The organism is Salinicola sp. V024, assembly GCF_052645315.1.
Genome location: NZ_JBQXYB010000001.1, coordinates 715116 through 741154 on the forward strand (window position 1 = coordinate 715116; position 26039 = coordinate 741154).

Sequence of the window (26039 nt, forward strand, 5' to 3'; positions counted from 1 at the left end):
CATGGTCCAGCAACGCGAAGTCGATGGCTACGACCTGATCGGGGATGTTCACGGCTGCGGCCGGAGTCTGGTCAGGCTGCTCGAGAAGCTCGGCTATCGAGCGGAAGACGGCGTATTTCTTCATCCCCGCCGCCAGGTGATCTTTCTGGGCGATCTGATCGATCGCGGCCCCAACATTCGGCTCGCCGTTTCCATCGCCAAACGCATGGTCGATGCCGGCGAGGCGCGCATCGTGATGGGCAACCACGAGTACAACGCTCTGGCCTACTGCCACCAGGCGCCCGGCGATAGCCAGCGCGACTGGCTACGGGAACATACGCCCCGCAACAACCGCATCATCGAGCGCACCCTGGAACAGTTTCACGCCTTTCCGGCGGAGTGGGAGGCCTGTCTTGCATGGTTCATGACGCTGCCGCTCTGTCTCGACCTGGAGGGGCTGCGGGTCGTACATGCGTGCTGGGACGAACCCTTGGTCGACGCTTTTCTCGAACACAGGCCCGATGCCCGTATCGATCGTGCGTTCCTGACCGAGTCGACGCTCCCCGGCAGTTTCGCGCACCGGGTCATGGATCGGTTGACCCGGGGCACGCAAATGCCTTTACCGTCTGGCGTGGAGATGCGATCGGGGGATGGCTTCACGCGGCGCTCGTTTCGAACGCATTTCTGGTGCCGAAACCCGCACACCTATGGCGATGTGGTGTTTCAACCCGACAATCTGCCGCCGGCGCTCGAAGATAGGCCGCTGAGCGCTGCAGAGCGCGAGCGATTGGCTTTCTATCCGGAATCGGCGCCGCCGCTGTTCGTCGGTCATTACTGGTGCCAGGGCGTGCCGGCGCTGCCGCGGGCCAACATCGCCTGCCTCGATTACAGCGCGGTGAAGCACGGCCGGTTGGTGGCTTACCGTTGGGAAGGGGAACAGCGGCTCGATGCCAATCGTTTCGTCTGGGTCGATGTATCGAAGGAGGGTATTCGGGACTGACGTCTTCGCGATCCTGAGTTTTGCATTTTTTTACACGGCTGCAGGTTTTTGATTCGAAGATACTTTTGGGAAAAACCCGATCGAGCGCGAGAAAGAATCGGAATTTTTTCGAGCCTTCCGGGAACTACCGCCACCCGAGGTCCTCAAAGTCAGTGTTCCCTTGAATGATCCCTTGCTCTTATCCGGCGGCCTTCCGCCGGATTTTTCTTTGTCGGCTCTGTAGAATGGCCGCGCGGACTCGTTTTGGTATGGATGCCTGCCGGCATCGATGCTCACGTTCGTGGTCAAGCGTCACGAGCGTCTCCGGAGTCGATGTTTCGCTATTCTCTCGGTAAGTGGGTCGGACGTCTTTCATGTACAAACTTCTCGAACTGCCCGGTGACCTGGATGCGCGTCCGTTGCGGCAAGCGCTGTGGGCGCATCATATCGGGCATCGCTTTACCCAGCAGGAGAACCAGCAGGTGCTGTGGCTGGCCGATCCCGAACAGCGAGATGAGGCTGCCCGGTTGATCGAACTCTGGCATCGCGGCGAGCTGGAGACGTCGGCTGCCCCGTCGGCACCTCGGCGTCGGCCGAGTGTCACCGGGCAGGCGTTCGGCCAGGCGCCGTTTGCGGCCGGCCTGATTGCCGTCTGCGTCTTGGTGTTCCTCGCCATGTTCCTTGCCGGTGATGCCATCGTTCGTGCTCTTGCCATCGTTCCGCTCGACGTGGCCGGTCAGCGAATCGTGCCAGGCGATCTGGTCACCGATACCCTGGCCGGTGGTCAGATCTGGCGTCTTTTTACCCCGGCATTCTTGCACTTTGGCTGGATGCATCTGATCTTCAACATGCTGTGGGTGTGGTATTTCGGCCGGCAGGTCGAGTCGGTCCAGGGCTGGCGTCGGCTCGGCGTCATCGTTCTGATCGCGGCACTGTTTTCCAACCTCGCGCAGTACTTCACCGGCACCGTCCTGTTCGGGGGAATGTCGGGGGTCGACTATGCGCTGCTGGGTTACGTATGGCTGATATCTCGCCGCCGACCGGGCAGCGGCTTTTTCGTGCCACAGATGCTGATGGTCTTCATGCTTGGCTGGATGATCTTCACCATGACGGGCCTCGGAGACGCCTTCGGCTTGGGTAATATCGCCAACGAGGCCCATCTGGGAGGGTTGCTGGTCGGGTTGATCATGGGCTGGTTCGCCAGCCGTGACGCTTCCGGCGGCGCCGGCCACGATGTTTCAGGAGAGAAAGAATGAGCGAAATGAATTTCGACCGCATGGTCGCGCAGATGACGGTGGAGATGTACGAGAACTTCAAACAGGCCATCCAACTGCGAAAATGGCCCGATGGTCGCCGCTTGAGCCCCGAGCAGACCGAGCTGTGTCTGGAAGCGGTCATCAAGTATGAAATGATCCACGATGTGCCCGCGGACCAGCGCGTCGGATACCTGGAGCGCAACGAGTGCGCTTCCGGGAGCCATTCGTCGGCCGAGGAAGCCGCGGTCAAATGGATCAACTGATTCTCGGTCGACCTGCTTCACGACAGCAGGGCCAGGCCGCCAGCGGCCAGCTGCGCAAGCTCGATATCCGGCTGCCGATGGAGACCGGCCAAGCCGACTATCACCTGCGTACCGGCGAACAGCGCCTGGCGATCAACGGCTGGGTAGGGCAGCGTATTCGCCTGCATTCCAGCGGCCAGATTCACTGCGTCGAGTGCGGGCGAGCCACGCGCAAGAGCTTTGGCCAGGGCCACTGCTATCCCTGCTTCTCATCGCTGGCGCATTGCGATCTCTGCATGATGCGTCCGGAGACCTGCCACTATTTCCAGGGCACCTGCCGCGATCCAGCCTGGGGCGAACGCCACTGTTTTCGCCCGCACACTGTCTACCTGGCCAACGCTTCCGGACTGAAGGTCGGCATCACGCGGGGCACCAACATGCCGACGCGCTGGCTGGATCAGGGCGCGATCCAGGCGTTGCCGATTCTCGATGTCGATACGCGCCAGCAGTCGGGGATGGTGGAAACGCTGTTCAAGTCGCATGTCTCCGATCGCACCAACTGGCGAGCGATGCTCAAGGGCGAGGTCGAACCGCTCGACCTGATCGCCGAGCGCGATCGTCTGCTGGCCGAGCTCGCGCCGGGGCTCGAAGCCTTGCGCCGGCGATTTGGTGAAGACGCCATCCAGACGGTCGACGACGTCGCACCGCTGATGATCGAATACCCCGTTCTCGAATGGCCGCGCAAGATCGTGTCGTTGAATTTCGACAAGACGCCGTCGATCGAGGGCACCTTGCTGGGCCTCAAGGGGCAGTACCTGATTCTCGATACCGGCGTCATCAACCTGCGCAAATTCGCCGGCTATCAGGTGTCCGCGAGCGCTGAAGCGGCCTGAGCTGGAGCGCTTCGAGCTGAATGCCCCGGGGCTGACATAGTCCGAGGTGATCTAGCCCCGGGTGATCTAGCCCGAAGTGACCTAGCCCGAGCCGGCAGGTCCGTCAGCGCGGTTTGTGCTCGAGCTGACGCTCCATGCGTTTCAGGAATACCGCCATGACCTGCTCGTAGAGCGCGTCCTTCAGTACGAGATCCTCCACGCCGGCATCCAGGTTGGGGTTGTCGTTGACCTCGATGACCACCACGCGGTCGCCGATCTGCTTGAGATCGACACCGTAAAGACCGTTGCCGATCAGCTTGGTCGCCCGCAGCGCCGCCTTGACCACCGGTGGCGGTACTTCGGAAAGATCGTGGGTGGTGAATCCGCCGCTGCGGGTCTTGCCGCTGGAATGGTCGTAGATCTGCCAGTGGCCACGCGCCATGTAATAGCGACTGGCGAACAGCATCTGGCCGTCCAGCACCCCGATGCGCCAGTCGAAATCGGTGGGCAGCCACTCCTGCAGCAGCAGCAGGGCGGACGACTCGAACAGCTTGGGCGCCTCGGCGACCAGCTCCTCCCGCGAACGAATCTTGACCACGCCCTTGGAAAAGGCGCCGTCCGGCACTTTCAGTACCAGCGGGTACTCCAGGTGTGCGAGTTTTTCGTCGAGCCGTTTCATGTCGCCGCGATACAGCAGCTGGCCCCGAGGCGCGGGGATCTTGTGGGTGCCCAGCAGCTCGTGGAGGAAAATCTTGTTGGTGCAGCGCAGGATCGACTGCGGATCGTCGATCACGACCAGGCCTTCATGCTCGGCCTTCTTGGCCATGCGATAGGTGTGGTGATCCAGCCGGGTCGTCTCGCGGATGAACAGGGCATCGAATTCGGCCAGCCGGCCGGCGTCGCGGTGGGTGATCAGGCTGACATCGATACCCAGGCGTCGTCCGGCACGAATGAAGCGCTTGATCGCGCCTCGGTTGCTGGGCGGCAAAGCCTCCTGCGGATCGATCAGTATCGCCAGATCGAAGCGATAACGACGCCGCGCTCGCGGTGTTCGCCAGACCCGGGTGGAGTGACGGTTCAACGCCGTCGCGAATCGATCTTCCTCCTCGGGCTGCAACGCCGTCAGCGCCAGAGGCTTGAGACGCGTCAGGCGCCAGACGCTCTGGCGCTTCTCGAAACGGGCCTCCAGCAGTGGATGAGGCAGGCGCTCGAACAGGCGGCGCGCCAGGCGTTGCAGCTCAGGCGCGAGGCATTCGCCGAAGAAGACGCGCAGCGTGAAGGTGTCTCCCGCGAGTACGCCGCGCTTGTCCAGCTCCATCAGCAACGGGTCGATCGCTGCCAGTTGCATGTCGATCAGCGCCTTGCGTGACAACTGATTGAGCGTTTCGACGCTGGGTAGAACACGTTGATCGCGGGCCTGCGCCAGCAGCGAGACGTAATAGCCGGTTTCCAGGTAGTCGAGGTTGGCGCACAGATTGATGACGTGAGTGGCATCATCGGTCGCGGCCGAACCCGCCAAGGCCAGAAAGTCGTCGGCGACGGTCAGGTCCTCGGAAGGGTAATAAGGTTGCCAGTCGGTGAGACGGTCAACGACGATACGCAGGCGAGACATGAATAGGTGACTCCTTTTTCGACGTTGCCCGAGAGTATTCGGCGTTGATACGAAAATGCAGCCGGAACTGCAAGGGAAAACAGCTTGCAGTGATGCGAAGTCGACGACAAGCCGTTGCCGGCATGAAATAATTTCGGCTCGATTGGTCAGCGCCGTCGAGACAGCATGCCGGGATGGCATGACGAAAGCGCAAGTCAAAAAAGCACGTCGAGAGAGTTCGTCGAATGAATGCCGCCGAAGGGCCGCCCGCCACCGAAATCCCAGATGAGAGCGCACGCCTGCGCCGCACGCTTCGCCCAGGCCTGCCCGCCGATTGCGACGCCCTGTATCAATTGGAAGAGCGCTGCTTTGACGACGACCGTTTCAGCCGCCGCCAACTCGCGCATCTGTTGACCCGTGCCAACGCCGTCAATCTGCTGGCAGTCAGCGACGATCAGCGCGTCGTTGGCTACGGCACGCTGCTGTTTCGGCGCAACAGCGTGACGGCCAGGCTTTACTCTTTCTGCGTCGACCCCGTCGCTCGCGGTACCGGGCTCGGCCGGGAGCTGCTCCAGGCGCTCGAAGATGCCGCGCGCGGGCGGGGCAGCCAACGCCTCTTGCTGGAGGTCCGTGCCGACAATCGCGTGGCGATGGGACTCTACCGGCGGATGGGATTTAACGCGCGCCGCTGGCTGGACGACTACTATGCCGACGGCTGCGCCGCCTGGCAGATGGACAAGCGACTCGAGTCGGCCGAAATACCGGCTGCGGCTCTTGAAGACTGACTTCGGCCGCACACACAGGCCCTTTTTCAAGGAGGATTGACATGCCATCTTTCGACATTGTTTCCGAATTCGATCGTCACGAAGCGACCAATGCCGTCGATCAGGCGAATCGGGAGATTCAGACCCGTTTCGACTTTCGCGGCGTCGATGCCAGCTTTGCGCTGGAAGGCGAGACCGTCTCGCTCGAGGCGGACGCCGAGTTCCAGCTGCAACAGATGATCGACGTGCTGCGCAACAAGCTGATCGCGCGAGGCATCGACCCGCGTTGCATGGAAATCGAGGATGCCCAGACTTCCGGCGTCAAGGCGCGCCAGCAGGTCAAGCTCAAGCAGGGGCTCGAGCAGCCGGACGCCAAGGCGATCGTCAAGCTGTTGAAAGATTCGAAACTCAAGGTGCAGCCGGCGATCCAGGGTGACAAGGTCCGCGTCAGCGGCAAGAAACGCGACGACCTGCAACAGGCCATCGCGCTGCTCAAGGGAGAGGACGGCCCGGACCTCCCGCTGCAATACGATAACTTTCGTGACTGAGTTTCCAGCCCCTCGGGCCTGCTCTGGACAGGCGGGCCCGTTTTTCCATATTTGTCTTTCTTCGCCTCCTTGTCGCCTCGCCTTCTATTTTGCGCTTTCCATGCTGTCCTTTGTTCTCGTCGTCGTACCCGAGTCAAAGTCGCTCGTCGATCTCCGATGATCGGTAGCGTCAGACTTTAGTCTTGAAATCAGACTCGGCGGCAAACGATCCGACTCTGCGGATAAACTCCGTATCGATCGGCAATGCATCGAAATCGTCCGCGATCATAGACTCCTCGGCACAGCTTCACGCCCATCGAGGAGTCGTCGATGAATTCAGCAACACTGCTTCATCATCATCAGCAGCCGCACTCCTACGTCGGCAAGCGCCAGCCGCGCGTCGAGGACGAGGCGTTGTTGCGAGGATTGGGGCGCTACGCTGACGATCTCGCCGTCCCGCCCGGAACACTGCATGCGGCGGTCGTTCGGTCGCCCCATGCGCACGCCAGAATCCAGCGGGTCGTGATAGAGGCTGCCTTGCAGATACCGGGCGTGCGAGGTGTGCTGACTGGCGAGGACGTCAAACGCTGGGCGGCACCGTTTCCCGTGGGAGTCCGTCAGCCCATGGAGCACTGGTGTCTGGCGGTCGATAAGGTTCGCTACGTCGGTGAACCGGTGGCGGTGATCATCGCCGAGGACCGTTATCTGGCTGAGGACGCCCTCGAATCCGTCGAGGTCGAATACGACGTTCTTGGCGTCTCCATCGATCCCGAAATGGCCACTAACGATGACGCCAGCGTACTGCACGAGGCCGTCGGCAGTAACGTCGTCAATGATCGTTATTTCAATTATGGCGATGCGGATACCGCTTTCGAGCAGGCAGCGCACAGACTTTCCCTCAAGGTGCGCTACCCTCGTAGTGCCTGCACGCCGATCGAGTGCTACGTCGTTCTGGGTCAGTACGATCCCGCGGAGGGTGGCTACGACGTCATGGCCAATTTCCAGGGGCCCTACGCGATTCATTCGGTGATGGCGCGTGCCCTGCAGGTGCCCGCCAATCGTCTGCGACTGCGTACGCCGCCGGATTCCGGCGGCAGCTTCGGGATCAAGCAGGGTGTCTTTCCTTATGTCGTGATGATGGGGCTGGCGGCACGCAAGGTCGGGGCGCCGGTAAAGTGGGTCGAGGATCGGCTCGAGCATTTGCAGGGCGCATCGTCGGCCACCAACCGAGTCACCACGATTGAAGCGGCCTTTGCGAGCGACGGGCGTGTCTCGGCCTTGCGTTTCGATCAGCTCGATGATTGCGGCGCCTATCTACGGGCCCCGGAGCCTGCCACCACCTATCGAATGCACGGCAATCTCACAGGCGCTTACGACATTCATCACCTCCAGGTCCGCAACCGTATCGTCATGACCAACAAGATGCCGACAGGCCTCAATCGTGGGTTCGGCGGGCCTCAGGTCTACTTCGCACTGGAGCGACTGATGCAGCGTATTGCCGTGACGCTGGATCTTGACCCGCTCGATGTGATTCGTCGCAACTTGGTGCCCACCGAGGCTTTTCCCTATCGCTGCGCCGCCGGGGCGCTGCTGGATTCCGGTGATTATCGACGCGGCATCGAACTTGGTGTCGAGCAGGGCGGCCTCGAAGAGTTGCGCCAGCGTCGGGAGTCTGCCCGTCGCGAAGGTCGCCATTACGGAATCGGCTATACGGTGGCCGTGGAGCCGTCGATCTCCAACATGGGCTACATCACCATGGCGCAGACGCCGGAGGAGCGTCGCCGTGCCGGGCCCAAGAACGGCGCGGTGAGTACCGCCACCATTAGTGTCGACCCGCTGGGTAGCGTCAGCGTCCACGTCTCTTCCACGCCCCAAGGTCAGGGGCATCGAACCGTCGCGGCCCAGGTGGTCGCCGACGTGTTGGGAATTTCCCTCGAGAGCATCCGTGTCGATGTAGAGCTCGATACCGGCAAGGATGCCTGGTCGATCGCCTCGGGCAACTATTCCAGTCGTTTTGCCGGTGCGGTGGCTGGCGCCGTCCATAACGCGGCGCTCAAGATTCGGGCGCGTCTGGACGCCATCGCCGCGCAACAGTGGCAGGTGCCGGTCGAGGACATCCGCTTCGGTGAAGGGCGAATCTATACCGCCGACGGTGTCCACGCCACGTCATTCCAGCGTCTCGCCGGCGCGACTCACTGGGCGCCGGGAACGCTGCCTGAAGGTGAAACGGGCGGGTTGCGCGAAACCGCCTTCTGGACGCCGGCCGAACTGACGGCGCCCGATGACGACGAGCGTATCAACAGCTCGCTCTGCTACGGCTTCATTTTCGATTATTGCGGCGTGGAGCTCGATTCGCTTACCGGTCGCGTGACGATCGACCGCTACGTCACGCTGCATGACGCCGGACGCATGCTCAATCCGCAGCTGGTGGACGGGCAGGTGCGCGGCGCTTTCGCTCAGGCGGTAGGTGCCGCGCTCTACGAGGCCTTCCATTACAACGAGGATGGCAGCTTTGCCTCGGGCACGCTGGCCGATTACCTGATCCCCACCACCGTTGAAGTGCCGGATCCGACCATTCTGCACATGGAAACGCCCTCCCCATTCACGCCGCTTGGGGCGAAAGGCGTCGGTGAAGGCAACAACATGAGTACGCCGGTGTGCATTGCCAACGCGGTAGCAGATGCGCTGGGTGACGCGGTCGAACCGGGGGCCATCGAGCTGCCGTTGACGCCATCGAAAGTCCGCATGCTGATGGGAATCGAGGAACCACCAAGGCCGGAAGGTGTGGCTGAAGAGAGCGCGCAGGCGTCGACGGGTGGAGGTTCCAAGCTGAGCGCCAGTGACAGTGTCGAAATTCCCGCGTCGCCGCAGCACGTTTTCGAAAGCATTCTCGACCCCGAAACACTGAAAGCCATGATTCCAGGCTGCCATTCTCTGGAACTGACCGGCGACAACACTTATCGCGCCGACGTCACCGTCGGTGTCGGCATGATCCGGGCCCGCTTCGATGCCCGGGTCGAATTGACCGAACTCGAGCCACCGCACTCGCTGCGTCTCTCCGGCGCCGGCAAGAGCGGGATGGGCGATGCCGCTGGGGCGGCAAAAATTCGATTCAGCGAAATCGAAGGCGGAAAGACCCGCCTGGACTACGACTATGAGGTGACGGTGGGCGGCAAGATCGCTTCGGTGGGCGGACGCATGCTCTCCAGCGCCTCGAAGATGCTCATCGGTCAGATCTTCTCGCGGCTCTCGCAACGGTTGAGTGGCAGCACGAACAAAGGATCGCTATGGCAACGATTGCGCGCTCTGACCGGCAAGCGCGGAGGTGACCAATGAAACCAGCTGCCTTCGATTACTACCGACCCACGACCCGTCGCGAGGCCATCGAGCAACTGGTCGAACGCGGGGAAGATGCTCGAATCATCGCCGGCGGCCAATCGCTGATGGCCGTACTCAACATGCGCCTGAGTCAGCCCCGGGTGCTGATCGACATCAGTGCCGTCGACGAGCTGCGTTATATCGAGCGACGCGACGGTTATCTTGCGGTAGGTGCTGCCACCACCCAGGCCGAACTGGCGGAGTACGCCGCACTCGCTGACGAAGTGCCGCTGCTGGCACAGATGCTGCCCTGGATCGGCCATTTCCAGACCCGCAATCGCGGCACCGTCTGCGGATCCATCGCGCATGCCGACCCCAGTGCCGAGCTGCCGCTATGTCTCGCCACGCTGGGCGGTGAAGTGGTGCTGGAGACGAAGCGTGGTAAACCGCGTCGCGTGACCGGGGATGACTTCTTTCAGGGGGTCTTGACCACCGCTCGACGTCCCCACGAATTGATCACCGAAGTGCGCTTTCCGCTCAGCAAGGCAGGGCACCGCTATCGCTTCCAGGAGGTCGCCATGCGCCATGGTGATTTCGCCATCGTCGCCTTGGCTGTCGACATCGGCGAAACCGAATACCGCCTCGGCGTGGGCGGCGTTGCTGACCGGCCCGTGGTGCGACGCATTCCCCGCGACGTCGACCTCGACGACGCCCTCAACACGCTGGCCTGGTCTCTCGAGGCGCAGGACGACATTCACGCCTCTGCCACTTACCGCCGTCACCTGGTACGAGAAATGGGACGGCGACTGATGACCGAAGAGATCGTCCAGGAGGAGACCGCCGATGTACGTCCGGCTCGATGAACGCTATCGCGTCACGCTAACGCTCAATGGTCGCGAGCGCAGTGCCTATGCCGAACCGCGCACGCAGCTGTGTGACTTCCTGCGGCACTCGCTCGGCGCTACCGGGACACACGTCGGATGTGAGCATGGCGTATGTGGCGCCTGCACCGTGATGGTCGACGGACGCGCCACACGATCGTGCCTGATGCTCGCCGTACAAGTCGAAGGCCGTCGTGTGGAAACGATCGAGTCGTTGGCAAAAGAGGGCGAGCTCAACGATCTGCAGCACGCGTTTCGGGAACATCACGCTCTGCAATGCGGATTCTGCACGGCGGGGATACTGATGTCCTGCCACGAATTTCTAGGCCGCGTGACGGACCCGAGCGAAGCCGAGGTGCGCGACATGCTGTCGGGTCATCTCTGCCGCTGTACCGGTTACACCGGCATCGTCCAGGCCGTGCTGGCAGTGGCCCGGGCCAGACAGAACAACCGACAGGAGGCACTCTAATGTTCGACCTTGGCCGCAGTTTTCTCGCAACGGTAGAACGACGTCCGCGGTCGATAGCGATCACGGATGGTGAGTTCCGGCGCAGCTACGCCGAATGGCTCGAGGATATCCAGAGCGTGGCACGCGGGCTGGAAGCATTGGGGCTGGGCCGTGGAGACCATCTGATCGTGGTAATGCAAAATCGTTGGCAGATGGCAACGCTGCATTGGGCCTGTCAGTTTGCCGGCATTATCGTCACCCCGATCAACTGGCGCTCGACGGACCGGGACGTGCGCTACTGTCTGGAAGACGCCGAGGCCCGTGGCGTCGCGTTCGATGCCGCAGGCGCCAAGTCAGTTCTGGCCTGCGAGGAAGCCTACGCCATTTCTCGTATCGCGGTGGGCAGCTGCGGCGACGACGCGGCGGTGGCATTCGAGTCGCTGCTCGGCGGGCAGGGCGAGACGCTGTGTCGAGCTCGACCCGAAGATATCTCGCTGATGCTCTATACCTCGGGCACGAGCGGAAGGCCCAAGGGCGTACCGCGAACGCATCAAGCGGAGCGCGCTGCGGCGATGGCGCACGTGGCCCAGAATCTTTATCGCCACGACGAACGCACGCTAGGCGTCATGCCCCTCTATCACACCATGGGGGTACGTTCGCTGTTGTCGATGGCGCTGATCGATGGCGCCTTCGTCTGCGTGCCGCGCTTCGACCCGGAAGCCACATTGGAAGCGATCGAGCGCGATCGGGTGACCAACCTCTATCTCGTTCCCACGCTCTATCACATGCTGATCGAGCATCCGACCTTCCGTGCCGAGCGTGTGGCCAGCGTCGACAAGATCGGTTTCGCCGGGGCGGCGATGAGCGCCGGACTGATGGCCCGCGTCGAAGCTGCCTTTGAGCCGAGTCTGTTCGTCAATCACTACGGCTGCTCCGAGATATACACGTTCACCATCGATCAACGAGCCAACCGCAAGCCGGGCTCCTCCGGTCGCGCCTCGCTCAATCAACGCATCCGGGTGGTGCCGGTCGATGCGGCATCCCCCGACGAAGTCCTGCCGGCGGGACAAGAGGGTGAAATCATCGCCGATCTGGCCGGAGACGAGGCTTTTTCGGGATATTGGCGGCGCCCCGAAGCCGACCAGAAGTCGCTCCGCGATGGATGGTACTTCACCAGCGACATGGGCTATCTGGACGAGGACGGCGATCTTTTCGTCACCGGCCGTGTCGACGACCTGATCATCACCGGCGGCGAGAACGTCAGCCCCGCCGAGATCGAGAACGTGCTCTCGCTGCATCCGCAGGTCGAGGAAGTGGTGGTCGCCGGGCTGCCCGACGAGCAGTGGGGCCAAATCGTCACGGCGTTCGTCAAGGTGCGTGGCGCGGTGGACGAAAACGCTCTGAGCGAGCACTGCAACGAAGCTGGCCTCACACGCTTCAAACGCCCGCGCCGCTACATCTTCGTCGAAGACATTCCCAAATCCGCCGTTGGCAAGGTCCTGCGTCGCGTGCTCCTCGATGACCGCGCCGACTCCCTGGCCACCGACTAACTGCCGGTTCGCGTCCGATTCACGTTCGATCCGATCCACGACCCGCTCACGATTCAACCCAATCAAGGAACTGTCATGACTCAACCCGCGATCAAGGATTTTCTGGCTTCCGAGTTCGACGGCTTCGAGGTGCAAATCGATGCCGATCACGAGCGGGCCGATATTGTTCTCAATCGTCCGCCGCTCAACGTGATCGCCATGTCGCAGCGGGAGGTGCTGCGGCAGGTATTCGAGGCGCTCGACGCCCACGACGATGTGCGAGTCATCGTGTTGCGTGCCGAAGGAGAGCATTTCTCCAGCGGCGGTGACATCAAGGGGTTTCTGGAGGCTTCGCCGGAACATGTCTCCAAGCTGGCGTGGAACGTGGCGGCACCGGCACGGTGCGAGAAGCCGGTCATCGTCGCCAATCGCGGTTATACCTTCGGCGTCGGCTTCGAACTCTCGCTGGCGTGTGATTTCCGCATCGCCTCCGAAACCACACGCTACGCCCTGCCCGAGCAGAACCTGGGCCAGATTCCGGGATCCGGCGGCTCCGCTCGACTGCAGAAGATCATCGGCATTACCCGCACCAAACACATGGTCATGCGCGCCAAGCGCATTACCGGGGCGCAGGCTCTGGAGTGGGGTATCGCTACCGAATGCGTACCGGATGATCAGCTGGAAGCCGCCACCCGCTCGCTGGTCGAGGAGTTGCGTCGCTTTTCGCCGCTGGCACAGCGCACCGCCAAGAAGCTGATCAACGACAACGAAGACTCGCCGCTGTCGGTTGCCATCGAGATGGAAGGCCACTGCTACAGCCGTCTGCGCAGCTCGAACGACTTCCGCGAAGGGGTCGAAGCCTTTCATGCCAAACGCAAGGCGGTGTTCCGCGGGGAGTAAATTCGGCGACCGCTGAACGCTCACCAGCAACGACACGATAGCTAGAAAACGATAACGAGGAGTCACGCCATGTCTCAAAAAGATACCCGGGCTGCGTTGCCGGGAGGAGACCGTATCCATTGGGGGAAAGACCTGCGTTCGGCTCTTTCCTTCAAGTCCATCAGTACCGGAATCGTTGCAGCGCTGTTCGGTTGCTCGGGACCCGCGCTGATCGTGATCAGTGCGGCGAACGCGGGACATTTGACCAATGGGCAGACGGTGGCGTGGCTATTTGCGGTCTATTTTCTCGGCGGTCTGATCAGCTTGATCATGGCGCTTAGATATCGCCAACCCATCACGGGAGCCTATTCCATCCCGGGGGCGGCGATCATGAGCGCCGCACTGGTAACGATACCGTTCGCCGAGGCGGTCGGGGCGTTCATCTTGAGTGGCCTCATCGTACTTCTGCTGGGCCTCAGCGGCTGGGTAGGGCGCATCATGCGCTGGCTACCCATGCCGATCGTCATGGCGATGATCGCCGGGGCGTTGATCCGCTTCGGCGTCGGGGCCGTCGACTCGGTAGGCGCCGCGCCGCTGATTGCCGGAACGGCGCTCATTGCCTTCTTTCTGACATCACGCTTTTTGAAGTCCGTTCCGCCGGTACTGGTCGCTGCGGTAGTGGGCTTTCTGATGGCCTTTTTCACGGGTGCCATCCAGACCGGCGGCGTGGATATCGCGATGGTGGCGCCACAGTTTACCTGGCCGAATTTCTCGTTCGATGCCTTCGTGGCAATATCGATCCCGCTGGCAGCGCTGGTGCTTGGGGCGGAAAACGCCCAGGCTACGGGGGTCTTGCTAGCCGAGGGATATCGGCCGCCGGTCAACGCGATGACGATCATCAGCGGCATCGGCGGCATTGTGGCCGGGCTGCTCGGCGGGCACAACGCCAACATTGCCGGACCGATGACGGCGATCTGCGCCTCCGATCAAGCCGGCGCCGACCGTGAAAAGCGTTATGGCGCGACGCTGGTCAATGGCGTGCTGTTTTGCGCCTTCGGGTTGTTCGCGGGCGGTGCGGTGCCGCTGATCATGGCGCTGCCCAAGGCGTTGATTGCCAGTGTTGCCGGTGTGGCGATGATCGGTGTGCTGCTGGCGGCTTTCCAGCAAGCCTTCAACAAACAGTCCGGTTATCAAATCGGGGCCTTCGTGGCCCTGGTAGTGGCGATGAGCAAATTGAGTCTGTTGGGAATCAGTTCACCATTCTGGGCGTTGGTCGCTGGCATCGCAGTATCGGCCATATTGCGCGAGGCCCCCGTCAATGGCGTATCGGCAACGCCGGGCGGGAGCGCTCCTGTCGACCGCAGCCGGGTCTAGGCGGTACATCGGTGAAAGGCAGGCGCGGTGGTACCTGGCGAGATCGGGATGGCGTGACGTCAGGTGATCATCGCTTCGTGAGCGGTTTCATCTTTGGTCCAATGCCACCGTTGGATCGGCTTCAAAATGATACTGTGGGATGTTGTCCATCAACATAATCGGGATGACCGAGAGGCACTATGTCGAATGCTTATCGAATCTTTCATGGAGGGTTCGGACGAATCGCCTTGTTGGATATGGACGAGCCGCTGGTGCCTCATGCCCATTCCGAGTGTCACGTCCTCATCAAGGCCACCGGGCAGAACACCTATTTCTCGGTGCGCGGGCGTCGACTACCGCTCACCGATGACACCGCCGTGCTCGTCAACGCCTGGGAACCTCACTATTACGACCACCAGGCCGGCGTATCCGAAAGTGTGATTCTGGCACTGTATATCGAACCACGCTGGCTCGCGGCGCTTCAAACGGATCTCTCGACCAGCGCTCGCCCCGATTTTTTCGCACAGCCGTGTATCGAACTGACCCCTCGCATGCGTCGTCAGGCAGATATCCTGATCGGCGAGATGCTCGGGTTTGGGCCGATGCCCCGGGAAAAAATGGAGAGCCTGCTGTTCGATCTCTTGATATCGATCGTCGAAAAGCACTCCGATTGGCATCATCTGGCCAGGTTGAAGGCGGGTACTGCGGGCGATTTCTACGACGTCCGTATACGACGAGGCATCGGGCTCATTCTCGAATCCGCGCCGGGCGATCTGGATCTCGATCTGATTGCTCGACAGTGTGGACTATCACGCGCGCATTTCTTCTCGCTGTTCAAAAAAACCACGGGGATGACCCCTCAGATGCTGGCCAACATGGGGCGCATGAGTTCGGCGTTTCAGTGGTTGGCCGATAACCGCCAAGGCTCTCTAGGCAATCTGGCTCAGGAGCTGGGCTTCTCCGAGCAGGGGCATTTTACCCGTTTCTTTCGTCGTCACATCGGTGCGGCGCCGAGTCAGTATCAGCGCGTCATGGATAATTACTCACCCTGAAGCGGGGCATGAAGCGTGAAAGCATGGGCGGAGTGCGGCAGCAGCTGTCTCGCTATTCAGCCCCAGAGTGCCCAGACCGGATGGCCGGGCGATATTAACCGCCGCCATGTGAATGGTCGGTCTTTCTACCGCCGACATTGGCCTTTTCCATGGCTGGACATTGGAGCGGGTGACCGGGGCTGGTTTACACTACCTGTTCTGGCGTCGCTCTCGGGTGGCGCTATCGACACACCGGAGTGGGGATGTCCGGCATGCGTAATGCCATTTATGTCACCTTGGCCGCCATCAGCTTCGCGCTGGGCGTGATCGGTCTCTTTCTGCCGGTGATGCCGACCACGTGTTTCATGCTGGCGGCGGTCTGGCTGGCTTCCCGAGGCTCTCCCCGGTTCGCCAACTGGATTCGCAATCACCCGCGCTTCGGTCCGCCGATCCAGTCCTGGGAGCGGGAGCGTGCCATCCCCAAGCACGCCAAGATCATGGCCGTAGTCATGCTCAGCGTGTCGTGTGCGATCATCGCTTTTACCGTTTCCCACTGGCCGCTCAAGATCGGCTTGATCGTGGGTCTTTCCGGGCTCGCGGTCTGGATCGTGACACGCCCGCTACCTAGCCTGCAGTGCCCGGTGCGCGGCGTCTGGTCGGAAGATGCCTCCGAGCGACGTTGACCTCTCGACGGCTGCTGCTGTTTCCCTTCCTGGCATTCGAGCCACGGCTATCCAGAGCCTTGACTATCCATAGCCACGTCAGCGATTCGATATTGCGCTGGTCACGCGGGTAGAATGGTGTCCGATCGTCGATCGGCAAGGGCATCGATGAATTACGACGGACTCCATCCCGTGATCCGGGCTCGGTTCTCTGATGCGCTCCGCTGATTCGACCTACCCATTTCTGCAAGGAGCGTTGCCATGTCTGAGATGCAAGCGACCTATCTCAAGGATTATCTGCCGCCGGCGTACCGCGTCACGCACACCGAGCTCAGCTTCGATCTCGAGCCGTCTGCCACCCGGGTCAAGGCACGCTTGCACGTGGAACGTCACCCCGATCGCGAGCCGGGCGAAAATGGGGCTGGCCTGCCGCTGGAACTGGCGGGTGAGCAGATCAAGCTGATCAGCGTCGCGATCGACGGCCAGACGCTGGACGCCGACGAGTTCACGGTCGGCGACGAGACGCTGACCATCCCCACGGTGCCGGAGCGCTTCCTGCTCGATACCGAAGTCGAGATCGACCCCGACGCCAACACCGCGCTGGAAGGCCTGTACCGCTCCAACGGCATGTTCTGCACCCAGTGCGAGCCGGAAGGCTTCCGCCGAATCACCTTCTATCCCGATCGGCCGGACGTGATGGCGACGTTCTCGACCACGCTAATCGGCGATCGCGAGTCGCTCCCGGTGCTGCTTTCCAACGGCAACCCGGTGGAGCAGGGCGAGCTGCCCAACGGCCGTCATTTCGTGACCTGGGAAGATCCGCACCCCAAGCCCAGCTATCTGTTCGCGCTGGTTGCAGGCAGCCTGGAAAAAGTCGAGGACCACTACACCACGATGAGTGGTCGCGACGTCTTGCTGCAGATCTGGGTCGAGGCGGAGAATCTCGACAAGACCGAGCACGCCATGGCGTCGCTCAAGCGTTCGATGCAGTGGGACGAAGAGACCTACGGCCGGGAATACGATCTCGACCGTTTCATGATCGTCGCCGTCAACGATTTCAATATGGGCGCGATGGAGAACAAGGGGCTCAATATCTTCAACTCGGCGGCGGTGCTGACTCATCCGCAGACCGCCACCGATGCGGCCTTCCAGCGGGTCGAGGGTATCGTCGCCCACGAATATTTTCATAACTGGTCGGGCAATCGCGTCACCTGTCGCGACTGGTTCCAGCTCTCGCTGAAGGAAGGCTTCACCGTCTTCCGCGACCAGACCTTTTCCGCCGACGTTAACTCGGCGCCGGTCAAGCGGATCGAGGACGTCTCGTTCTTCCGCACCGCGCAGTTCGCCGAAGACGCCGGCCCGACCGCCCACCCAATCCGGCCCGATCACTACATCGAGATCTCCAACTTCTACACCCTGACCATCTATGAGAAGGGTGCCGAGGTGGTGCGCATGTTGCGACACCTGCTGGGCTGGGAAGACTTCCGGCGTGGCAGCGATCTCTACTTCGAACGCTTCGACGGTCAGGCAGTGACGATCGAGGATTTCGTCGGCTGCATGGCAGAGGTATCCGGGCTGGATCTCGATCAGTTCATGCGCTGGTATTCCCAGGCGGGCACGCCGGAGATCGATGCCCATGGCGAATACGATTACGCCACGGGTAACTATCACCTGCGCCTGTCTCAGCGCACGCCGGCAACCCCGGGCCAGCACGAAAAGCTGCCGCTGCACATCCCGGTGCGCCTGGGTTTGGTCGGGACCAAATCCGGCCACGATCTGACCTTGACGCTGAGCGGTGAAGACGGCGAAAGCGAGAAACTGGGCAAGGACGCGGTCATCCATCTGCGTGAAGCGGAGCAGACCTTCGTGTTCACCGATGTCGAGGAGGCGCCGGTGCCGTCGTTGCTGCGCGGTTTCTCCGCGCCGGTGAAGCTTCGCTACCCGTATTCGCGGGAGGAGCTGGCGTTCCTGCTGACCCACGACACCGATGGTTTCAACCGCTGGGACGCCGGCCAGCGTCTGACCCTGCTGGCGCTGGACGATCTGATCGCGGCGCACCGTAATGGCGTCGAGAAGGTGATGGACAGTCGCCTCATCGAGGCCTATCGCAGCCTGCTCAACGAACCCGGCGACGACAAGGCGGTGCTGGCGGAGATGCTGACGCTGCCGTCGGAAGCGTATATCGCCGAACAGCAGCCGACGGTCGATGTCGATGCGATTCACGCCGCGCGGGAGTTCGTGCGTCAGTCGCTGGCCTGGCAGCTGCGCGACGATTTCCTTGCCGTCTATCGTGACAATCTGAGCGACGAGCCTTACGCGCCGACACCGGAGCAAATCGCTCAGCGGCGTCTCAAGAACGTCGCACTCGCCTATCTGATGAGCATCGAGAATGACGAGGCCGTCAGCCTGACGCAGCAACAGCTGGAGCAGAGCGCCAACATGACCGATGTGCGCGCGGCGCTGACGCTGCTGGCCCACAGCGATCGTACCGATCTGGCCGAGCCGGCGCTCAAGGCGTTCGGCGAGAAGTGGGCCCACGATCCGCTGGTCATGGATCAGTGGTTCACGATCCAGGTCACTCGCCCGCAGCCCGATGTGCTCGAGCGCGTTCGCTTCCTGATGGGACATCCGCTGTTCTCGATGAAGAATCCCAACAAGGTGCGCGCGCTGGTCGGTGCCTTTGCCCAGAACCGGATCAATTTCCATCGCCTCGATGGCGAGGGTTACAAACTGCTGGCAGACGTGGTGATCGAGCTCAATCGCCTCAATCCGGAGATTGCCGCACGCATCATCACGCCGCTGACCCGCTGGCAGCGTTTCGATGAGACGCGTCAGGCGTTGATGAAAGCCGAGCTCGAGCGTATCCGCGCCGAGAAACTGTCGCCCAATGTGTTCGAAATGGTCGAGCGCGCGCTGGCGGATGCCTGATGTTGCCTTAGCGCACAGGGCATTTATGGAACCGTTTTATGGAACCGCTTTACGAAACCGTTTCATGGGGCCGTTCCGTGTAACAGGCTGACAGGGCTCTCTGTGGAATCCAGGCCGCTATCCGTAGCGGCCTTTTCGTGTCCTCGAGTCGCCTGTATCCGGAGGCATGAGCGGGGAATGAGCGGCGCACGAACGATATACACGAATCGTCTGGCAACGCTTTCAATGATCGGTTCGCGTTCACGCGCGCCCCTATTGTTCTCTTATTGAGAATGAATTATTGTTTTCGTTCTCGATATGAAAATACAGGTGACGTGATGTCCATTGATCTTGCTGAACGCAGCGCCGACTTACTGGCGAATTGTCTCTACGCCAATATCGCGACCTCCCGGGACGATGTGCCCTGGAACACCCCGGTGACGGCCATACCCGACTCGGCGTTGACGTTCTACTGGTCCTCGTGGAAGGAGGCCGTGCATTCACACAACATTGCGGCCAATCCCCGGGCTTTTCTCACGTTCTACGACTCGACCCGCACCAGAGGGACGAATAACCTGCGCGGCATCTATCTGCAGTGCGAGGCCGGCGAGGTCGCGGATATCGACGAGGCCGAGAAGGCGTTCCGCCTGCTGTACCCCGATGACACGGTCGATCTGACGAGCTTCTTGGGCGATGGCATCAAGCGTTTCTATCGCGCCACGCCGAGGCGCGCCTGGCTGAACAGTCTGTCGGAGAAAGAGCTGGCGCCGGATACGCTGAAGATGAGAACGGAAGTCTCTCTCGAGGACGTCAAGGCCGCGCTGACATGACGGGCGAGCATCGATACTCGGCCCGGCGAGGCAGGCGACATGGATGATTTCGAATCGCTCAGGATTTTCGTCTGCGTCGCCAGGGAGCTGAGCGTGACCGGTGCCGCGAGGCGCCTGGGCAAGAGCCCCTCGAACGTGACGACCAAGCTGCAGAAGCTGGAGGCGAGCCTCGGTGTCGATCTACTGGTACGCACCGGCAAGCGGATCTCGCTGTCGCACGCGGGCGAGATGTTTCTCGACTATGCCGAGAAGCTGCTCGCGCTGCGGGCCGAATCGATGCACGTGGTGACCGGCGGTCGAGCCCCGGGCACGATCCGTATCGGAAGCATGGAAGCGACTGCTGCCAGTCGCCTGCCGGACTGCCTGGCGAGCTTCGATGCGGCATTCCCCGAGGTGCGCCTGGAGCTCCGGACCGGACCCTCGATGACGCTGATGGACGATGTTCGTTCGGGGCGAATCGACTGCGCACTCCTGGCGATCCCGCCGTCGTTTCTCGGCAGTGAATGGTCGGATCGGTTGGAGGTTCTCGATCTCGTGTTCCAGGATGCCTGGGAGGAGTCGCTGTTACTGCTGTCGCCGAAGGGGATTGCCGACCTGCAGAATTCTACGCTGAGAACGCTGGCGGCTTTTCCACCGGGTTGCACCTACCGGCGTATCGCGGAAGAGACCTTGAATTTGCCGGAAAGCGACGACTGGACGGTCCAGGAGACATCCTCGTATCACGTGATGGTGGCCCTCGCCAGCACCGGCCGGTGCGTGACGGTGCTGCCGGAGAGCGTTCTCGACACCATGAAGATGCCCGAGACGCTCGATGTGACGCCGCTGTGCCGCGTGAAGACTCAGCTGGCCTGGCGCAAAGGTTATGAGACGCCGGCGTTCAGCCAGTTCCTGAGCCATCTGTCAGGGGCGGGTCTGGGCCGATGACCGAGGAACCCTCGACATTTCCGGTCATTCAGGCGAGGCTGCGGGAGAAATGAAATCTTCCAACCACCACTTCTTCGTGTCGCTGCTGCTGTCGCGACTGGCCGACCAGATGCTGCTGTTCCTGGTGCCGCTGGTGATCTATCAGCTCACCGGCAGCGTCGCCTGGTCGGGTCTGGCGTTCTTCTTCGAGACCCTGCCGCGCTTCGTGGCATTCCCGCTGTGCGGCCAGCTTTGCGATCGCCATCGTAACGATCTTCTGCTGCGGCTGGGTCAGCGCTGGCGCATGGCCACCTGCGTGGTCGCGATCCTGGGATATCTGGCACTGCCCCATGTGGCGTGGCTGATCGGGCTATCGGCCGTGGTCGGCGTGCTGTCGACCCAGGGCGTGATGGCGCGAGAAATGCTATTGGTGCAGGCGTTCGGTTCGGCGCGCTACGAAAGGCTGATCTCCCACGCCCAGCTGTTCGATCAGTTGGGCACGGTACTTGGCCCGGTGTTCGCGGCAGCGCTGTTGGCCCAACTTGAATGGGAAGTGGTGGTAGTGGTCATCGCGCTCGGGTTTTTGCTGAGCGATATCACGGTGTGGCGATGGCAGCGTGTGGCCCGCCCCGAGCTTCCGGTACCACGATCGGCTTCGCCCAACGGGTATCGGGCGCTGTTGATCGCTGGCCGTCACCTGAGAACCAGTCCCGCTTTGCCGGCATCGATCGGGCTGGCGATGGCCGTCAATCTGCTGCTGGGGACGCTGCTGGCAACGGCGCCGGCGATAGTCACCGGCATTCAGGGCCATGGCGAAATCTACTACGGTGCCTTGCAGGCCGGCGGCGCGCTGGCCACTGTCCTGGTGCTGCTCTTCACTGCAAGATCGCTGATTCCGGCGGATCGGCTGGGGCTGGTGGCGTATACGGCGATGGCGCTGGGCGGGCTGATGGTAAGCGTGACCGCCATGTCTTGGCTCTACGCGCTGGGATTCCTGCTGGTGGTGGGCTTCGACAAGATGTTCAGCGTGTCGATTCGCAGCCTGCGCCGTCGGGTCATTCCGCCGGAAGACTTCGGCAAGACGACCGGTCTGGTGGTAATGCTCAACAATCTTACCCAGCCGCTCGGTGGGCTGATCGTGAGCGTGACGGCCGGTTTTTGGGCGACGGGATCGATACTCCTGGCGGTGGCGCTCGTCATGCTCGTCGCCGGTGTGCTCATCGTGTGGTGTTATCGTGACCACGTGCTGCCGTCGTGGAATCAGCAATAGCCGCCAACGACAACGGGCCGCCATTGGCGGCCCGTTGCATGGCTGGAACATGAAGCTGAACCAGACTGTCACGCATAGTGCATGATGCGTCGTACGTGGTGGACGTGGACGTTATGAATAGTGCACGTACATCGTCTTGCTCTTGACGTAGGCTTCGAGGCCATACTTGCCGTCTTCACCGCCCAGTCCGCTGTTGCGGTAGCCCTTGTGGAAGCCTTGAACCGACTCGCCGCCGCCACGGTTGACGTAGATCTCGCCGAAGTCGAGCTCGCGGGTCAGCGCCATCAGCTGCTTCACGTTCTGGGTGAACACATAGGCGGATAGGCCGTATTCCGAAGCGTTGGCGTACTCCATCGCCTGCTCGAAACTGTCCACTTTCATGATTGGTGCGACCGGACCGAAGATCTCGTCTTTCATGATATCCATGTCGTTGTCGACATTGGAGAGGATCGTCGGGGCATAGTAGTTGCCCTTGTCGTAATCACCGCCGGTCAGACGTTTGCCGCCGGTCAACAGCGTCGCGCCCTGGCTCTGGGCGTGTTCGACCATGTCGTGGATCTTGTCGAGTTCGGCGGCGTTGATCTTCGGCCCCATGTCGACGTCATTGTCGGTCAACGGGTTGCCGACTTTGAGCGCCTCGACACGCTGCTTGAAACGCTCCAGGAAGCGATCGTAGATGCCTGACTGCACGTACATGCGTTCGTTGCAGGTACAGACCTGTCCGCAGTTGTTGTAGCGCGAGGCGATGGCGGCATCGACGGCCGGGTCGAGATCGGCGTCGTCCATGACGATGAACGGCGCCTTGCCGCCCAGCTCGAGCCTTACGATCTTGAGATGCTCGGCGGCGGCCTTGTTGATCTCGCGGCCACCGCGCACGCTACCGGTCATGCTCACCAGTTGGGTGATCGGGCTGGTGATCAGGTGATTGCCGATCTCGCGTCCGCGGCCGTTGACCAGATTGACCACGCCATCGGGAATGCCTGCCTGGCGCGCCAGCTCGACGATCTCCAGCGCCGTCAGCGGCGTCTCTTCGGACGGCTTGAGCACGATAGTGTTGCCCGCCGCCAGCGCCGGCCCGAGCTTGCGCCCGATCAGCGCCGCGGGGAAGTTCCAGGCGGTGATGCCCACGACCACGCCATGCGGCACTTTCTGGATCCAGATCTGCTCGTCGGGATCATCCGCGGGGATGATGTCGCCCTCGAGCCGCCGGGTGTTCTCCGCCGCGAAGCGGATCAGATCGCAGCACATCCCGACGTCGGCATCCGCCTCCGACAGCGGCTTGCCCTGTTCGGTGGTGATCAGGCGAGCCAGGCGCTCGCGGTTTTCCTGAAGTAGTTCGACCAGGCGATAAAGATAATCGGCGCGCTCGACGGCGGTCTTGCGCGACCAGGCCGGAAACGCCTTCTGGGCGGCCTGAAGTGCCTGATCCGCGAGTTTTTCATCGGCCAGCTGGGCGCGGGCGATGACGTCGCCGGTCGCCGGGTTGAGCACGTCCAGCAGTTCGCCGTCGCCGGTGAGCCACTGGCCGCCAATGAACTGGTTGTAGACGTCGACGCCGTTTTGCTGCGATTTGAGTGACTGACTCATCGATTTTGCCTCCTTGGCCTGTTTCCTCGAGAGGAAGGACGGCAGGACTTGCCGTCGATAGGCCGCTAATCAATGCGGCCCTGTGACTTCAAGGTGGTAGACGAGGCCAACGATGACAAGTTTGGATCGCCGATCAAACAGGAATGGGCAATAGCTCGCGAGTCTCGGATATTCAGCTCAGCGGATCAGCCAGCTGAGTATCAGCAGGCCGAGCAGCAGCCAGACGATGCCGCCGACGACGCCGCCTCGAATCAGCGACCGGATGCCGTTGAGCAGCAGCAATACGCCAATCACCAGCACGACGATGCTGAAGATCGAGTCGTTGATGCCGAGCGAACCGGTCAAACCGTCGACGAAACCGTCGATTGCCTGCCATAGATTGCCGAAGACAGCATGCAGGCCATTGACCACGGTACGAATCACGTTACCGATCGCTTCGCCGAGCCAGTTGAAGAATCCATCCATATCGAGCAGTTCCTTGGAGCTTAGTGGTGTCAGAGCCAGCTTTCGCGGGCCAGGCCTGGAAAGCGAGTTCGAGACTCGGGTTTGGGAATCAGATAGGGGACGCTCAGTCGGTGGGCTGCTGATCGCGCAGCCACTGGATCTCCTGGGGCCAGATGGCTGGCTCGACGGTTTCGAGAATCAGCGGGATGCCGTCGGTGCGGCTGTCGCGCATCAACGCGGTGAATCCGGGGAGCCCGATATTACCCTTGCCCAGGCTGTGATGGCGATCGACGCGACTGCCGAATTCGCTCTTGGCGTCGTTGAGATGCATGCCACGCAGATATCGGATGCCGACGATACGCTCGAATTCATCGAGCATGGCGACGGCGGCGGCTTCGGTGCGCAGATCGTAGCCGGCGGCGAAGGCGTGGCAGGTATCGATGCAGGCGCCGACGCGATTCTTGTCGTCCACCTGTTCGATGATCTCGGCCAGCTGTTCGAAGCGAAAACCGAGATTGGAGCCTTGCCCGGCCGTGTTTTCGATCACGGCGACGACGGAATGAGTGGCCGCGTGCGCCTCGTTGATCGACTCCGCGATTCGCGCCAGGCAGTCGCGTTCGCTGATCTTCTTGAGATGACTGCCGGGATGGAAGTTGAGCAGTGTCAGTCCCAGCTGTTCGCAGCGCTGGCACTCATCGAGGAACGCAGCCCGAGACTTAGCCAGCCCGTCGGCTTCCGGATGACCCAGATTGATCAGGTAACTGTCGTGAGGAAGGATCTGGTCCGGGCCGAATCCCTGCTCGCGACAGGCCGTCTTGAACGCCTCTATCGTGGTCTCTTCCAACGGCTTGGCGTTCCATTGGCGCTGATTCTTGGTGAACAGGGCAAAGGCGTTGGCACCGATTTCGGTTGCGCGACTCACTGCCTGATCGACACCGCCTGCGGCGCTGACGTGGGCTCCGATGGTCTTCATGGGTGATTCAATCCTTGGAACGAGCGCTTGCAGTTTACCAGCCGCTTCATCGCGATGTCCCGCGGCTGCGCCAGGCCGGCTAAACGCGACACCCGATCCCGCATAAGCCTCATTCGCGGTCGAACGAGATCCCCTCATTGATCGAGCGCAGCCGACTCATGGCGTCATCCACGGAAAACGGAGCCTTGCGCGGCGGGTCGTAGACTTCGCCGTTGGTGCCCTGGACGATCAGGTCGATGGCGTAGCAGCGGCCATCGATCATGGCGCGATAGCCCTCGGCGTTCTGGAAGTGACTCATGCCCGCGTCGCCGAGGGTGAATCCGCTGAAGGCTTTCCCGCCGATGGTCGTTTTCGACGACATCGCCTGGGCGTTGGCCGGCACGGTCAGGCAATGGTCGACGGCGCTCGCGTCATCGCTCGCTCCGAGGCGCCATAGCGCCGTGGTGATTTCGTCGGACTGGGGCAGCTTCAACAGGATCAATCGATCGCCGGGTGCGTCATCTTCGAGTTGCCAGCCACCGTTGTCGAAGTAGCTGGACGCCTCGCCATCGACACGCGTCAATTCGGCGTCATATGTCATGCTCAGCGGATAATCCGCGGCGTGGAATGTCTGGGTGGAGACGCCGTCAGCCTGAGTCGGGGAATCGTGTTGCTGGTAGGCGCTCAAGGCGGTGACGGTCAACAATGCGAGCGCGGTCGTGGGCAGGAGCTTGAGCATCGAACTTTCCTAGGTGTGAAATCCCACGGCCAAGCTTAACCGATAGATCAGCGCGTTTCCGGTGCGGCGGCCATCGTCTATCGGGTCATGTCGATC

The 26039-nt window shown here is 61.7% G+C and carries 23 protein-coding genes; 18 read left to right on the forward strand and 5 right to left on the reverse strand.

All coding sequences use genetic code 11. The features are described 5' to 3' along the window. Position 1 precedes the first annotated feature (1 nt). The 4 genes from ACUN9V_RS03275 to ACUN9V_RS03290 all read left to right on the forward strand — a co-directional run bounded on the left by ACUN9V_RS03275 (position 2) and on the right by ACUN9V_RS03290 (position 3349). Positions 2–979, forward strand: coding sequence for a metallophosphoesterase (locus ACUN9V_RS03275; protein WP_445510309.1), 978 nt, complete (start codon positions 2–4; stop codon positions 977–979). Positions 980–1332: 353 nt separating this feature from the next. Further along, positions 1333–2214, forward strand: a complete 882-nt coding sequence (locus ACUN9V_RS03280; protein WP_445510310.1) for a rhomboid family intramembrane serine protease — start codon at positions 1333–1335, stop codon at positions 2212–2214. Next, positions 2211–2477: a YeaC family protein gene (locus ACUN9V_RS03285; RefSeq protein WP_075561641.1), complete on the forward strand. Its 267-nt coding sequence runs from the start codon at positions 2211–2213 to the stop codon at positions 2475–2477. Before ACUN9V_RS03280 ends, ACUN9V_RS03285 begins: the two co-directional genes overlap by 4 nt. Beyond that, positions 2465–3349 (forward strand): DUF2797 domain-containing protein, encoded by an 885-nt coding sequence (locus tag ACUN9V_RS03290; protein ID WP_445510311.1) that lies wholly within the window; start codon positions 2465–2467, stop codon positions 3347–3349. The genes ACUN9V_RS03285 and ACUN9V_RS03290 overlap by 13 nt, the downstream gene beginning before the upstream one ends. Positions 3350–3452: 103 nt before the next feature. On the opposite strand, the gene ACUN9V_RS03295 is transcribed toward ACUN9V_RS03290, so the two are convergent. Continuing rightward, on the reverse strand, positions 3453–4940 hold the full coding sequence (locus tag ACUN9V_RS03295) for a RimK family protein (protein WP_439303725.1): 1488 nt from the start codon (positions 4938–4940) through the stop codon (positions 3453–3455). Between the two features lie 224 nt (positions 4941–5164). Between ACUN9V_RS03295 and ACUN9V_RS03300 the strand changes: the two genes are divergently transcribed. The 14 genes from ACUN9V_RS03300 (at position 5165) to ACUN9V_RS03365 (ending at position 22221) form a co-directional block, all read left to right on the forward strand. Beyond that, entirely contained in the window at positions 5165–5704 is a 540-nt protein-coding gene (locus ACUN9V_RS03300; protein ID WP_445510312.1) for a GNAT family N-acetyltransferase, read from the forward strand. Positions 5705–5745: 41 nt separating this feature from the next. Further along, positions 5746–6231, forward strand: a complete 486-nt coding sequence (locus tag ACUN9V_RS03305) for a YajQ family cyclic di-GMP-binding protein (RefSeq protein ID WP_075561644.1) — start codon at positions 5746–5748, stop codon at positions 6229–6231. 309 nt (positions 6232–6540) lie between these two features. Then, entirely contained in the window at positions 6541–9546 is a 3006-nt protein-coding gene (locus tag ACUN9V_RS03310; RefSeq protein ID WP_445510313.1) for a xanthine dehydrogenase family protein molybdopterin-binding subunit, read from the forward strand. Further along, positions 9543–10391, forward strand: coding sequence for an FAD binding domain-containing protein (locus ACUN9V_RS03315; protein ID WP_445510314.1), 849 nt, complete (start codon positions 9543–9545; stop codon positions 10389–10391). Before ACUN9V_RS03310 ends, ACUN9V_RS03315 begins: the two co-directional genes overlap by 4 nt. Then, positions 10372–10878 carry a (2Fe-2S)-binding protein gene (locus ACUN9V_RS03320; protein WP_439285070.1) on the forward strand — a complete coding sequence of 169 codons (507 nt, stop codon included), beginning with the start codon at positions 10372–10374 and terminating at the stop codon, positions 10876–10878. Before ACUN9V_RS03315 ends, ACUN9V_RS03320 begins: the two co-directional genes overlap by 20 nt. Continuing rightward, complete coding sequence (locus ACUN9V_RS03325; protein ID WP_445510315.1) at positions 10878–12407, forward strand: AMP-binding protein; 1530 nt, start codon at positions 10878–10880, stop codon at positions 12405–12407. The genes ACUN9V_RS03320 and ACUN9V_RS03325 overlap by 1 nt, the downstream gene beginning before the upstream one ends. Before the next feature lie 75 nt (positions 12408–12482). Next, positions 12483–13286, forward strand: a complete 804-nt coding sequence (locus ACUN9V_RS03330) for an enoyl-CoA hydratase/isomerase family protein (RefSeq protein ID WP_295037572.1) — start codon at positions 12483–12485, stop codon at positions 13284–13286. Positions 13287–13355: 69 nt separating this feature from the next. Then, entirely contained in the window at positions 13356–14639 is a 1284-nt protein-coding gene (locus ACUN9V_RS03335) for a benzoate/H(+) symporter BenE family transporter (RefSeq protein ID WP_445510316.1), read from the forward strand. Between the two features lie 236 nt (positions 14640–14875). Then, positions 14876–15670 (forward strand): AraC family transcriptional regulator, encoded by a 795-nt coding sequence (locus ACUN9V_RS03340; protein ID WP_445510365.1) that lies wholly within the window; start codon positions 14876–14878, stop codon positions 15668–15670. A gap of 251 nt (positions 15671–15921) precedes the next feature. Then, positions 15922–16332 carry a YbaN family protein gene (locus ACUN9V_RS03345; RefSeq protein WP_439285078.1) on the forward strand — a complete coding sequence of 137 codons (411 nt, stop codon included), beginning with the start codon at positions 15922–15924 and terminating at the stop codon, positions 16330–16332. Between the two features lie 240 nt (positions 16333–16572). Then, the gene (pepN, locus tag ACUN9V_RS03350) at positions 16573–19239 is read left to right on the forward strand and encodes an aminopeptidase N (RefSeq protein WP_445510317.1); all 2667 of its coding nucleotides are present in this window, start codon (positions 16573–16575) and stop codon (positions 19237–19239) included. 317 nt (positions 19240–19556) lie between these two features. Then, entirely contained in the window at positions 19557–20048 is a 492-nt protein-coding gene (locus ACUN9V_RS03355; protein ID WP_075561653.1) for a pyridoxamine 5'-phosphate oxidase family protein, read from the forward strand. A 39-nt stretch (positions 20049–20087) separates the two neighbouring features. Further along, complete coding sequence (locus ACUN9V_RS03360) at positions 20088–20972, forward strand: LysR family transcriptional regulator (protein WP_445510318.1); 885 nt, start codon at positions 20088–20090, stop codon at positions 20970–20972. Positions 20973–21021: 49 nt separating this feature from the next. Beyond that, the gene (locus ACUN9V_RS03365; protein ID WP_445510319.1) at positions 21022–22221 is read left to right on the forward strand and encodes an MFS transporter; all 1200 of its coding nucleotides are present in this window, start codon (positions 21022–21024) and stop codon (positions 22219–22221) included. Positions 22222–22332: 111 nt separating this feature from the next. Here the strand turns inward: ACUN9V_RS03365 and aldA are convergent, their stop codons facing one another. From aldA to ACUN9V_RS03385, 4 genes are all read right to left on the reverse strand, one after another. Continuing rightward, a complete protein-coding gene (gene aldA, locus ACUN9V_RS03370; protein WP_445510320.1) occupies positions 22333–23808 on the reverse strand; it encodes an aldehyde dehydrogenase in 1476 nt (491 codons plus the stop codon). Between the two features lie 177 nt (positions 23809–23985). Beyond that, a complete protein-coding gene (locus ACUN9V_RS03375; RefSeq protein WP_075561657.1) occupies positions 23986–24273 on the reverse strand; it encodes a hypothetical protein in 288 nt (95 codons plus the stop codon). Positions 24274–24376: 103 nt separating this feature from the next. After that, entirely contained in the window at positions 24377–25225 is an 849-nt protein-coding gene (gene nfo / locus ACUN9V_RS03380; RefSeq protein ID WP_445510321.1) for a deoxyribonuclease IV, read from the reverse strand. A gap of 109 nt (positions 25226–25334) precedes the next feature. Continuing rightward, on the reverse strand, positions 25335–25943 hold the full coding sequence (locus tag ACUN9V_RS03385) for a hypothetical protein (RefSeq protein WP_445510322.1): 609 nt from the start codon (positions 25941–25943) through the stop codon (positions 25335–25337). Positions 25944–26039: the final 96 nt, after the last annotated feature.